The sequence below is a fragment of the Hydrogenophaga sp. BPS33 genome, from assembly GCF_009859475.1.
In the GTDB taxonomy this organism is placed as follows: domain Bacteria; phylum Pseudomonadota; class Gammaproteobacteria; order Burkholderiales; family Burkholderiaceae_C; genus Hydrogenophaga.
Genome location: NZ_CP044550.1, coordinates 215,160 through 226,007 on the forward strand (window position 1 = coordinate 215,160; position 10,848 = coordinate 226,007).

Below are 10,848 nucleotides of genomic sequence, written 5' to 3' on the forward strand. Positions count from 1 at the left end.
AGCACTGGCGCGGAGGTGGTGTTGGTAGATCGTTGATTTCATTGACTTTCCTGTTCACTTTCAAATCTGCGATTCGTGGCGTCAAACCGTGGTCGGTTTCATCCATTGGTGCCAGTTATCGATGCATTTGGCCGCGAAGGCAGGATTTGGTCAGCATAGCGGTCAACCGGGAAGCGAAACACACCCCGCAAGTTGATGCTCTCCAGCCTGGTGGGCGCAATCTTCCCGATCAGTTCCGGTGGAATGACCTGGCGGCGGTTCGACCAGCGATCCAGGACCGCCTGCATCTGTGAGGTATTCCACGCCATCACGATGTTGGCCATCAGGCTCAACGCATCGGCCACAGCCTGCATTTCATCGACACGTTTGGCCTGCGCCGGGCTGATCCGGCCGGTATAAATGGCGCGCTTGAGGGCGTTAACAGCCTCGCCCCGATTGAGCACCCGGCGCAACTCGTTCCTGAAAGCGTCCTTGACAAAGTAGTCAGCCAAAAACGCCGTACGCAGCAACCGCCCCAATTGCACGCCAGCCTCATAGATTGGATCGCCCTGGGCGGCAGAACCGAACCGCGCAAGAGCTGCCACCGCACTGGCATGTCCGCTCATGACCGAGGCTGCCAGGTGCACCAGACTATCCCAATGCTTTTCGATCAAAGCGACGTCGACATTGGCTTCGCACACCGCAGCGATTTCTGCGGGCACTTTGGTGCCGCGTGGCACAAAGAGGTGGCGCTGTTTGAGTTCCTTCAACCGCGGGCAAAGATCAAAACCAAGCAAACGGGCATGTGACATGGCAAAGTCGGTGTAGCCATGGGTATCCACAGCAAGCTGGCTGGTCTCCAGCTTTTCTTGGCGGATGACACCTTCAATGGCCACGCCCGCCTGGCGCTCATTGAGCACAAAGGGCTGCGCATGGAAGATGCCCCACCGGTCTTTTACATGGGAGTAGATTCCAATGGAAGGTGTGTTGCGCCGAGGATCAAGCCGGGCTTGCCACACCCGTTTGGTGGTCTCCATGCTCATCATGTCAGAAGATGCCAAATCGGACCGCCCCCAGGTGGCGGCAATCGGGTGTCGCTGCATGAATTCCAGCACAGCCTGGCAGGCCTGGCTCAGACGCCGTTCGTCCCGCGCCCAGCGCATGGCCTGGCGAATGCTGGTGGCAGACAATTGCGGAATCATGCGCGCGCATTCGACCGCAGTCAGACTGGTGCCGTGGGCCATGATGCCGGCATAGACCATCAGCAGCTCGTCGGTAGAGCGCGGCTCACGTCCGAGCATGATCCAGCTAAAGCGCACCTGGGCGTCAACGGCCAGAATCACTTCCGGCAATTGAACCTCACCGATGCGGTGATCCAAAGCCGCGCGCAGCTTGGTCACTTCTGGGTCTTCGTCCTCTGCGGGCAATGGCGACAAATGGAGTTCATCATCCACGCGCAGTACGCCACTGCGGGCTGCAGCGGCCACCGCATCGACACCGGCAGTTACTCTGGCCAGCAAAGGCTTCAAGAAAGTGGCAGCCTTGCTGGGTAACGATAGACGGGCATAGTGTTTCTTGGACTCTGCCTGCCAACGCTCGTCCGTGAAGAACAAGCGCGCACGACCCCGAAAGCTCAGGCTGTGCTCAATCCAGACCGAGCCATTGCGCACCGCGCGGCGCAGGGCAAACAGGGTGGCCACCTCCAACGCCTGAAACGCCCGTTCCCGGTCTGGGCTGGAGATCGAAACCTGCCAGATCATTCCCAGACTTGGTGCCACCACTTCAACTGGCAGCTTTCTGGATCCTTTGAGATATAAAGCTTGCAGCTTGGCAAGGTACTCGATGGCAGGATGCTCGCCGGTGGCCTGCCAGGGCAGCTTTGCAATGGCGACGAGCAACGACCGCACGGGGCGAATTCCATCAATCAATCCCTCGCGGACCAGGGAGGCCCTGCTCGGTGGTTTGCGTTTCTGGGTTTCGGTGATCAAGGCTTCAAGACGGGCACGCAACTCAGCATCTGGCACCGCACCTTGCGCGCTCAAGGCAACAAGTTCGCCGAGCAGCGTTTTGTACATTGCGGCCCAATTGACGGTAGCGGGGACATCGGCGGCAGCCTGACGCCACAGATCGGCGATCCGGCGCTGCACCATAAGGATCAACTGGTCTGTGGTGGTGAACAGGCAATACCGAAGAAAGCATGCGACCTCCACGGTGCGCGCTGGCTCTTTGATCTTGGCTCCGGCTGAGGGCGGCCTGGAGACAAGTCGGCGCGCGTAGCGGCGCAAGATGAGATCGGGGATGTCTGCCAGGTGCTTATGAACGTCCAGCGTGTAAAGCAGGTCGATGCGCTCCAGTACCTCGCTGATTTGGCGGGTTGAGTGTTTCGCCGGTGCAGCCCATAGCCAACTCTGCTGGGTTTGTCCATCTGGGCGCAGCTCTGAAACTGAGGCTCGCCAGCGATCAAGTGTTGCTGGATCAACGCTGGCGGCGATGGCGGTGCCTGTTTCAACTTCAAGCTGGGCAAGTGCCGCCGCAATCAGTGTCCGAATTGCCCGCTCGTGCACGATCACCAGCTTGTTCTTGTACAGCCATTGACGCGCCCGCACGAGTAGCTGATCGCGGTCGGCGCAGCGCGCCACTTCGTCGCGCAGTTCACGTACCAGTGAGCGGCGCTGGTGCTCGCTCATCCACTGGAATCCAAGGACCGTGCAGGCTACTTGTTGGTGATCGAATAGCGTGCGCCCGCGTTCATACATGGCTCTCAGCGAGGCGACTTCTGGTGCTGCAATGCCAAGCTCGTTGCCAAGGTGGCGCCACAAGGCTACTGGAATTACCCGAAAGGCACCGAGCAAACGCCCACTCATGCGCAGGAAACCAATATGGAGCGCCAGACCAAGCTTGTGGGAATCACCTCGGCGTGCATTGATTGCGTCGCGCTCGGCACCATCGAAGGTGAAAAATGCCTTCATCTCGAAGTCGCTGATATCGCGGGGGAGCCCACGCATCCCCAAAAACGTTGTGTGCCAACCCTGCATCGTGAACCTCAAAAGTGGGAGGCCACCATACCCGTTTACAAAGCGAACAGGAAAGTCAATGAAATCAACGGTCTACCCAGACCACCCCCGCGCCAGTGCTAGCTTTGCGTACCGTCACTTATTGCACTGAAAACGAGGAGACCCCCAGAAACTCCTTGTGGGTTTGGCGGCGGCAACGAGTTCGACATCCAGCGACGGTGTGAGCAGCTCGTGCGATCGCGGGCCGTATGCCGCTTCCGCCCACTCGTAGGAAGTGCCGACCTCGTTCGCGAACGACTGCACGGTGGGAACGCGATTCGCTTGGCTCCATCGCGCCGCGTTAACGATCTGGGCGACATAACGGTCCACCAGGTCCGGCCGCTCCTTCACAAGCTGCGCGCTCACTGTCAGCGTGGCGGGCTGCTGGTTGCTGCCGCGAACGTGGGGGTCGGGGTGGTCGCCCCATCGACCTCTTCCCGCGCAAGGCATGGTGCCGCCTCGCCACGCGCCATGCGAAGAACCTGCTGTCCGAGGACATGCTGCCGCATGACCGGGCCGGCCACCCGCGGCTGCGCGAAGCCGTCGCCAATCGCGTGAGGCTCGTGCGCGGCGGTGTGCAGGTCGTCCCGTTTCCGTGCATGGCAGGGAGCACCGCCGCCCTGCCTTCGGCGAAGCTCGCCATCTGTTGCCCGGCCGACTTTGCGTTCACGGGCGAGCCATGGAGCGCGGACGCGCTCGCGGAGCTGGTCGGGTGGTCGCGCAAGCACGCGGGCTGGCTGGTCGAAGACGACCGTGACCTCGACCTGTACGAAACGGGCCCGCATGAAGCGGTCCTTGCCCGGGGCGCAAGCGCCGAACGAACGATCTATCTCGGCTCGTTCGAGCGCAGCGTGTTCCCCGAGGTGGGCTGCGGCTTCATCGTCGCTCCCCACGAACTGGTCCAGTCTTTCTCCGCCGCTGCGCAGCAGCAGGCGTACAACTCGCCGCTGCAGATGCAGCGCACGCTGTTTGATTTCATCACGCAAGGCTATATCGGGCGTCACGCCAACCGGCTTCGCAAAGCCCATGGGGAGCGGCGCAAGGCGGCGCTGGCGGCCTTGCGCAGGGGCGCTTTCACGGGAGATCTCTCGTTCCAGGCCGCGGGTTCCTACCTGGTGGCGAGCTTTCGAAACGTGAGCGAACCGGGGCTGCTGGAACGCGCTCTCGAAGAAAATCGCGTCGGGGCGCGCGTGCTTGCGCGTCCAGGCAGGCGTGAGCAGCTGCTGCTGGTGGGCTATGCAGGCGCGCCGCGTGAAGAGCTCTTCGCCGCGATCGGCGTGCTCGACGCGCTGCTTACGCGATCTTGCCGCCGAGTGACTTGACGACCGCCGCCCACTTTTTCATGTCGGCCTGGATGAACGCGTCGAACTGCGCCGGCGTGGATGCGGCCGGCACCATGCCCTGGGTCGCCATCCAGGAAGACACGGCGGGGTCTTCCATCGCTTTCTTGATGGCCTGGTGGATCTGGGCCAACACCGCGGGCGGCGTTGCCCGTGGCGCGATGACCCCGAAGTAGCTTTCCACGTTGAATCCCTTCACCGTGTCCCCGATCGGGGCGGCGTCGGGGAAACCGGGGAGCCGCCGCGGTCCGGCCGGCGCCACCAGCTTCACGCGGCCCGCTTGCACCATCGGCAGTTGGGAAATGAACGAGTCGAAGAGCAGCGTGAGCCGGCCGCCGATCAGGTCCTGCTGCGCGGGGGCGCTGCCCTTGTAGGGCACGTGAACCAGGTCCACGCCGGCCAGCTGGTTCAGCATCAGGCCGGCGAGGTGCGACGTCGAACCGAGTCTCGCCGAGCCGTAGCTCAGCGTCTTCGGGTTCTTCTTCGCATAGGCGACGAGTTCCGCAACGTTGTTCACGGGCAGGCTGGGTGTGGCAAAGAGCGCGATCGGCAGCGTGCTGATCAGCGTCACGCCGGCAAGATCCTTCACCGTGTCATACGGCAGTTGCGCCATGATGCTCGGGTTCACCGCGAGCGATGGGATCACGAGCGCGATCGTATGCCCGTCGGGCGCCGCCTTCGCGACGAGGTCGGTCCCGATCACCGTGCCGCCGGGTTTGTTCTCGACAACCACCGCCTGGCCCCACGCGGCCTGCATCCGCTGGGCAAGCATGCGCGTGAGCGCGTCGGCGGAACCGCCGGGCGGGAACGGCACGATGAAGCGCACGGGCTGTGTCGGGAACGTGTTGGCAAAGGCCGGCATCGCACCTGCGAGCAAGGTGAGGGCGAGCGCGAGGATGGGTCTTCTGGCAAGCATGGCGTTGTCTCCTGGGCATTGCGGCGCGGAAAACGCGCCTGATGCTCCGCATGCTACGCAGCGGCGACCAGAGCACCTACGGCCAACCGCCATCAAAACTTGCAGGCCAAGGGACGGTCCGATGCCTGGCTGTGCCGTGTGGGTTCGGGCGCGCAACGCCCGGTCCACGAGTCGCGCAAGCATCTAAAGATCGAGCACCAACTCCTCGGTCAACGAGCCCGAGCAGCAGATCAACATGCTCTTGCCGTGTGTTCGCTCCTCCTCGGAGAGGACGCAATCGCGATGGTCTGGACGGCCCGCGAGAACCGCGGTCTCACATGCCCCGCAGACCCCCTGCTGACAGGAAGACTGCACCGGGATGCCCCGCTGCCGGAGCGATTCCAGAATCGTGCATCCCTTCTGGATTCGGATCTCCTGATTGCTGCGGGCAAGTCGGACGAGGTAGCCTCCGTCGCGCGACTGCATTTCCTTTGCCTTGAAGCGCTCCAGATGAAGGCGCTCCTTCGGGAGGTGCACGCAGGCGCTCTCGACGCACTCCAGCATTGACTCCGGTCCGCAGCAGTAGATGTGCGCCCCTTTCGGCGCCTTCGCGACGATGGAGTGGATGTCCAGGCGCGGGGTCCCGGCGTCCTCGCTGAAGCTCACATGGACGCGCCCGCCCAACCGGGGAGACGACAGGCAGTCAAGGAACGCCGTCGTCTTGCGGCTGCGGCCTCGCATGTACATGGTCCAGGGCTTGCGCAACGCCTCGAGCCTTTGAGCCATGCTCCACAGCGGCGTGATTCCAATTCCTCCGGCAATGAAGACGCTATGGGCAGCATCCTCCTCGAGAGCAAAGTTGTTGCGCGGCCCGGCGATGTCGAGCAGCGTCCCGGCCTGGACATGGGCATGCATCGAAGCCGAACCGCCTCGACCCTGGGCCTCACGCTTGACGCCGACAACGTACCTGTGGCGATCCGACGGATCGTTGGCGAGCGAATAGCTGCGCACGATGCCGCCGGGAATGGTCACGTCAATATGCGCCCCCGCCTCGAACGGCGGCAGCTGTTGGCCATCGGCGCTGCGGATGTCGTAGATCAGCACGTCATCGGCGCCGTACGTTATCGAATGCACGCGGGCTTTCATGATTCCCCCATACGGCGTGACGCTACAGTTGGATCAAGTTCGTTCGCGGTGGCCCGGTGACGGGCTCTTGACGAGAACTACTTGTCAAGAGATATCCCGGCTTTCTGGATCACCCCGCCCCATCTCTTGTATTCCGACTTCAGATAAACATCGAACTCCTCCGGCGAGAGGCCGCGGGCTTCGACACCCAGCTCCTTGAGCTTATCCTGCACTTCGCGAAGCCCCAGCACCTGGCGAATCTCGTCGGCCAGCTTGTGCCTGATCTCGATCGGTGTCCCTGCCGGGGCCACGACCGCGTACCAGGGTCCCGAGACGATCGCCGGATAGCCAGCCTCGGCGAAAGTGGGAACGTTCGGCAGCACGGCGCTGCGCCTGGTGGAAGCGATAGCGATCGGGCGCAATTGCCCCGAAACGATTCGCGGCACAAGATTGATGGTGTCACCTATCATCAGGCTGACACGCCCCGCGAGAACATCGGTGAGCGCCGGCGGAAAACCCTGATACGCGACATGCGTCAGCGCGGTGCCGGCCTGCTGGTTGATCAATTCGCCCGTGACATGGCCTGTCGTCCCGATGCCCTGAGTCGCGAATGTCATCTTTTCGGGATTGGCTTTGGCGAAGTTGCGCAGTTCCTCGAAGCTGGAAACCGGCAGCTGCCTGCTCGCGACGAGCACGTTCGGCGCCTCGACCACGACCGTCACGGGCGCAAATGTTGTCGCGTCGTACGGCAGGCGCTTCATCAGGAAGGGGTTGAGCACCAACGGCCCTTGCGCGGTGAAAAGTAGCGTGTACCCATCCGCCGGAGCCCTGGCCACAAGATCAGTACCGACCGTTCCACCGGCGCCCGTGCGGTTCTCCACCACGATCGGTTGATTCAGACGGGTTTCGAGGTGTCTGCCCACCAGGCGTGCCAGCACATCGATGGAACCGCCCGCCGTGAATGGAACGACGAACCGGACTGGCTTGGACGGCCACACCTCCTTGGTCTGGGCGTGCGCGTTGCACAGGATGGCCGAGGCGAACAACGCCACGGCAAGCCTCAAGGAAATTCCACACTTCGATATCCGTTTCACAGCTGTCTCCTTGCGTACTGTCTTGGGGGGCACTATCGGGCATCGGGCACTGTTGCCGGATGGCTTCCCGCCTGTTCAGGTGTGATATCCATCGGAAGCAGAATGGCAATGGCGCGGTGCTTGTAGAGTTCGCCGCGCTTCGCCGCCGTCGGGACGGTTCCGTCATTTGCGAACTTCTTCGCAACCTCGAGGAGGCGTCTGCGGCATTTCACGATCGCGGTGTCCGAGGTACCCAAGTGCTCCTTGGTCCGGTCTGCGATCGGCCCCTGGCTCTCCTGCACGGCGAGGTCCTGAAGTTGGGCACTCGGAATTCCGGTGAATGAGCCGCGTCTCTGCAGATCCCGATCCATCAGGTAATCGTTCGCGCGGTTCCCCTGCGGAATGTAGGTGCCCGGGATCAATCTCGCGTAATCCAGATTTCCAGTCTTGTATTCCGCCAGCTCGTCACTGCCAAGAGGACGTCCGACGTGATAGCGGACGCGATACCACCAGCAGTTTTCGTCGTCGATGGCAATGAACAGATTGGCTCTGCACACCAGCCCCTCGGCTGTGGGCACCAACACGTAGTTGGGCATCAACCACTGGGTGATGCGCCAGTAGTAGTTGCCGTTACCCCCGTCCCTTCGTGCGGAGATTCGCATTCCGAAGTCGGTGTCTTCGCAGAAGAACCGCGGCGCCCCATCCGCATCCCCGAATTCCTGAAGATTGCCCACGGCAAAGACGTCCTTCTCCATCGGGGCCATGGAATGGTGCAGGAAGGTCAGGTGGGCCGTGTCGATACTGCCCTCGAGTGCCTGCAGATAGTTGCACTTCATCAGGCACTTGGAAACATGGACGTTCTGCGGAGGAAGGCTCATGAATTCCATGTCGGGCAAAGCCGGCATGGACTCTTGCGGGCCGAGATACGCCCAGATGATGCCGCCCGCTTCCCGCACGGGATACGCCTTTGCACGCAGATTCGGGTTGCAGCGCATGGGGCTTCCTTGCGGTTCGCTGGGCATGTCGAGGATTTCACCCGCCACGCTGAACTTCCAGCCGTGATAGACGCAACGAAGACCGCCCTCCTCGTTGCGGCCGAAGAACAGGTCCGCGAGTCGGTGGGGGCAATGCGCGTCGAGCAACCCCACTTTGCCGCTGGAGTCGCGAAAGGCGACAAAGTCTTCCCCCATCAGCCGCACGCGAACCGGCGGACAGTCCGCTACGGGCAATTCCTCGGAGAGCAGCGCGGGCTGCCAAAACTGCCGGAACACCCGTCCCATGGCAGCGCCTGGACCCATCCGAGTCAAGGTCTCATTGCTCTCGGAATTCGACATACCCGATCTCCTTCAAAATTAGTAGCGGTTCGCTATTATTGGGTCGTCGTTCATGGCTGTCAACTGCGGTGGCCCCATAGAATCAACGGATGCGTACCCCGAACAGCGTCCCTCTCGAAAACAGGATTTCCTACCGTTGTCTTTCGATCGCCACGCGCATCACGCGCTTTCTTGCGCCGAGGTGGAAGGATGAGTTCGGCCTGACGGTGATCGGTTGGCGAGTCATGGCGGTCATCGGTCGATTCGAGCCGATCTCTGCCAAGGAAGTGGCCGCGAGGACGAGCACGGACGCCTTCTTCGTTGCCCGCGCAATCGAAAAGCTGGTCGAACAGGGCTATGTCAAGAAGGCAGTGGACATGCATGACAGGAGGCGCCTGAGCTTGAGCCTGTCCACGCCCGGCAAAAAGGTCCACCGGCACGTCGAGGCCATGATCAGTCAGGTGGAGGCCGACCTGCTTGCCGAAGTTTCGGCGGCGGATGCGAAGACTTTCTTCCACGTGATGTCGGTTCTCGGGGACCGCGCCGCACGACTGAGTGCTCCGGACGCTGCGTCCGGAGAAGCCGCCTGAAGGCTCACATGTTTCGCGCTGCGCTGGTCATTGCGCCAGCACGCTGGCGACACGCTCTTTCTCGGTGAGCGTTGGGCCACGGCGCGATCCAAGGAATTTCGCTTGGGCGTACTGCCCGATCAGAATGGTGAGTTCGACCCGCGGCATGAGCGCGAAAATCCGGTCATGCCACAGTGGCGCGCATTCAGGACGCGGCGGCAAGTCGCCTCCAGCACCTCGCCCGGGATAACACATCCCCATTGGAACGATCGCGCACTTGCGCACGTCATGGAACGTTGCGTCATCCACTCCCAGCCATTCGCGCAGGCGCTTGCCACTGGCGTCATTCCAGGGGACGCCGCTCCCATTCCTGTTGGCGGTCATCGGACTGCTTCGGTCATGGTGGCTGCAAGATGAACGCACTACGACCTACCATTCGAACCCGGCCCTGACACACCAGCACCGCGGCCGCGATCAAGTTCGCGTCGAGCAGCTCGCGAGCCTTGGCCTCCCCGGCGTCCAGGGCGTCGTGCACCACGGTTTCCGGGAGAGCCGGTACGGCCACTGTCACGAGGCGGTCGCCCAAGTCCGAATCCGGTTGCAACTCCCGGGCAGGCCGGCGAACGACAAGCGGGTGATCGACGTTGACCGCGTTGGCGACCGCTGTTGCGGCGGCGTCCGCCTGCGCAGCCGTCAATGCGAGGATGGTCACACTGTCCGCGATGCCGAGCGAGAAGCTCCGCCCCGGCCATCCACTCGTCGCAACACCACGGACTGGGTTCGCGGCATCGATGTTCAGGTGGAGCCGTTTTCCGGGATCGTGTGCCGCGTGCGGATCAGAGATGTCGGGCACAACCGCAATGCGCATTCGTTCGCCCGCTTCAAGATGCAGGGCAATGTCGCCTCCGTTGTTGATGGCGGCTCGCCTGACACCGGCAGTCCGATAGAAATCCACGATTTCATCCGAGACGGATCCGGCCACGGCCGCCATCGGCGTGATGAAGTCGCGCGCGAATGGACGACAAGCGCTCCACATTCGCCGGGCGACAGGGCCCACCATCCCGCATTGGACTCGCGGGTCGATCGCTTGCCGAAGGTCGGGAAGTTCGGCGACCAATTCCGGCAGGATCTGCCCGAAACGTGCCCAGGCCTTCGCGTGGGCTTCTTCGATCACGGCGCTCTCGCCCAGCGCGAAGATCACCAGGTCGATGGGACCGTGCTGGAAGTGGATACGGCCCTGATCGAGCCGGCCGCATACAGGGCCCACGTCATTCGCCGATCGTACGCACCTCGTAGCCCCGCGGCGGCGCCTGCAGTGCTGTCCGGGCACGGCTCAACGCGGCATCGACGGAAAACACCTGGTCGCTGTGGCCGCCGAAGTCGAGGTAGTCCGCCATGGTCATCGAGAATTCGATGGGGGGTCTCCTCGTTTTCAGTGCAATAAGTGACGGTACGAAAAGCTAGCACTGGCGCGGAGGTGGTGTTGGTAGATCGTTGATTT

General features: G+C 62.4%; 10 protein-coding genes and 1 pseudogene. 2 read left to right on the forward strand and 9 right to left on the reverse strand.

Translation table 11 applies throughout. The features are described 5' to 3' along the window. Positions 1-98: 98 nt before the first annotated feature. Positions 99-3,014, reverse strand: coding sequence for a Tn3-like element IS1071 family transposase (locus F9K07_RS30425; protein ID WP_003049965.1), 2,916 nt, complete (start codon positions 3,012-3,014; stop codon positions 99-101). 114 nt (positions 3,015-3,128) lie between these two features. Next, complete coding sequence (locus F9K07_RS30430) at positions 3,129-3,482, reverse strand: hypothetical protein (protein ID WP_159597306.1); 354 nt, start codon at positions 3,480-3,482, stop codon at positions 3,129-3,131. A gap of 47 nt (positions 3,483-3,529) precedes the next feature. Between F9K07_RS30430 and F9K07_RS30435 the strand changes: the two genes are divergently transcribed. Continuing rightward, a complete protein-coding gene (locus F9K07_RS30435; RefSeq protein ID WP_159597307.1) occupies positions 3,530-4,354 on the forward strand; it encodes a hypothetical protein in 825 nt (274 codons plus the stop codon). Here F9K07_RS30435 and F9K07_RS30440 read toward each other — a convergent pair. The 4 genes from F9K07_RS30440 to F9K07_RS30455 form a co-directional block, all read right to left on the reverse strand. Next, entirely contained in the window at positions 4,326-5,288 is a 963-nt protein-coding gene (locus F9K07_RS30440) for a tripartite tricarboxylate transporter substrate binding protein (protein ID WP_236582100.1), read from the reverse strand. The two genes, F9K07_RS30435 and F9K07_RS30440, sit on opposite strands and share 29 nt — an antisense overlap. Positions 5,289-5,471: 183 nt before the next feature. After that, positions 5,472-6,413, reverse strand: coding sequence for a PDR/VanB family oxidoreductase (locus tag F9K07_RS30445; RefSeq protein ID WP_159597308.1), 942 nt, complete (start codon positions 6,411-6,413; stop codon positions 5,472-5,474). A 77-nt stretch (positions 6,414-6,490) separates the two neighbouring features. Then, the gene (locus F9K07_RS30450; RefSeq protein ID WP_159597309.1) at positions 6,491-7,444 is read right to left on the reverse strand and encodes a Bug family tripartite tricarboxylate transporter substrate binding protein; all 954 of its coding nucleotides are present in this window, start codon (positions 7,442-7,444) and stop codon (positions 6,491-6,493) included. Positions 7,445-7,518: 74 nt separating this feature from the next. Further along, positions 7,519-8,799 (reverse strand): Rieske 2Fe-2S domain-containing protein, encoded by a 1,281-nt coding sequence (locus F9K07_RS30455; protein ID WP_159597310.1) that lies wholly within the window; start codon positions 8,797-8,799, stop codon positions 7,519-7,521. An 89-nt stretch (positions 8,800-8,888) separates the two neighbouring features. Here F9K07_RS30455 and F9K07_RS30460 point away from each other — a divergent pair, with 89 nt between their 5' ends. Continuing rightward, entirely contained in the window at positions 8,889-9,368 is a 480-nt protein-coding gene (locus F9K07_RS30460) for a MarR family winged helix-turn-helix transcriptional regulator (protein ID WP_159597311.1), read from the forward strand. 51 nt (positions 9,369-9,419) lie between these two features. On the opposite strand, the pseudogene F9K07_RS30465 reads toward F9K07_RS30460, so the two are convergent. The 3 genes and pseudogenes from F9K07_RS30465 to F9K07_RS32155 form a co-directional block, all read right to left on the reverse strand. After that, a pseudogene (locus tag F9K07_RS30465) lies at positions 9,420-9,731 on the reverse strand (uracil-DNA glycosylase family protein); the annotation flags it as partial. Positions 9,732-9,744: 13 nt separating this feature from the next. Beyond that, entirely contained in the window at positions 9,745-10,614 is an 870-nt protein-coding gene (locus tag F9K07_RS30470) for a UPF0280 family protein (RefSeq protein WP_159597313.1), read from the reverse strand. A 1-nt stretch (position 10,615) separates the two neighbouring features. Further along, on the reverse strand, positions 10,616-10,750 hold the full coding sequence (locus tag F9K07_RS32155; RefSeq protein ID WP_268894765.1) for a hypothetical protein: 135 nt from the start codon (positions 10,748-10,750) through the stop codon (positions 10,616-10,618). Positions 10,751-10,848 lie beyond the last annotated feature (98 nt).

What these genes read in the sequence shown, in the direction of transcription:
- F9K07_RS30425 (WP_003049965.1), bottom strand. Translation starts at nt 3,014, where the DNA reads ATGCAGGGTTGGCACACAACGTTTTTGGGGATGCGTGGGCTCCCCCGC.
- F9K07_RS30430 (WP_159597306.1), bottom strand. Translation starts at nt 3,482, where the DNA reads ATGCCTTGCGCGGGAAGAGGTCGATGGGGCGACCACCCCGACCCCCAC.
- F9K07_RS30435 (WP_159597307.1), top strand. Translation starts at nt 3,530, where the DNA reads ATGCTGCCGCATGACCGGGCCGGCCACCCGCGGCTGCGCGAAGCCGTC.
- F9K07_RS30440 (WP_236582100.1), bottom strand. Translation starts at nt 5,288, where the DNA reads ATGCTTGCCAGAAGACCCATCCTCGCGCTCGCCCTCACCTTGCTCGCA.
- F9K07_RS30445 (WP_159597308.1), bottom strand. Translation starts at nt 6,413, where the DNA reads ATGAAAGCCCGCGTGCATTCGATAACGTACGGCGCCGATGACGTGCTG.
- F9K07_RS30455 (WP_159597310.1), bottom strand. Translation starts at nt 8,799, where the DNA reads ATGTCGAATTCCGAGAGCAATGAGACCTTGACTCGGATGGGTCCAGGC.
- F9K07_RS30460 (WP_159597311.1), top strand. Translation starts at nt 8,889, where the DNA reads ATGCGTACCCCGAACAGCGTCCCTCTCGAAAACAGGATTTCCTACCGT.
- F9K07_RS32155 (WP_268894765.1), bottom strand. Translation starts at nt 10,750, where the DNA reads ATGACCATGGCGGACTACCTCGACTTCGGCGGCCACAGCGACCAGGTG.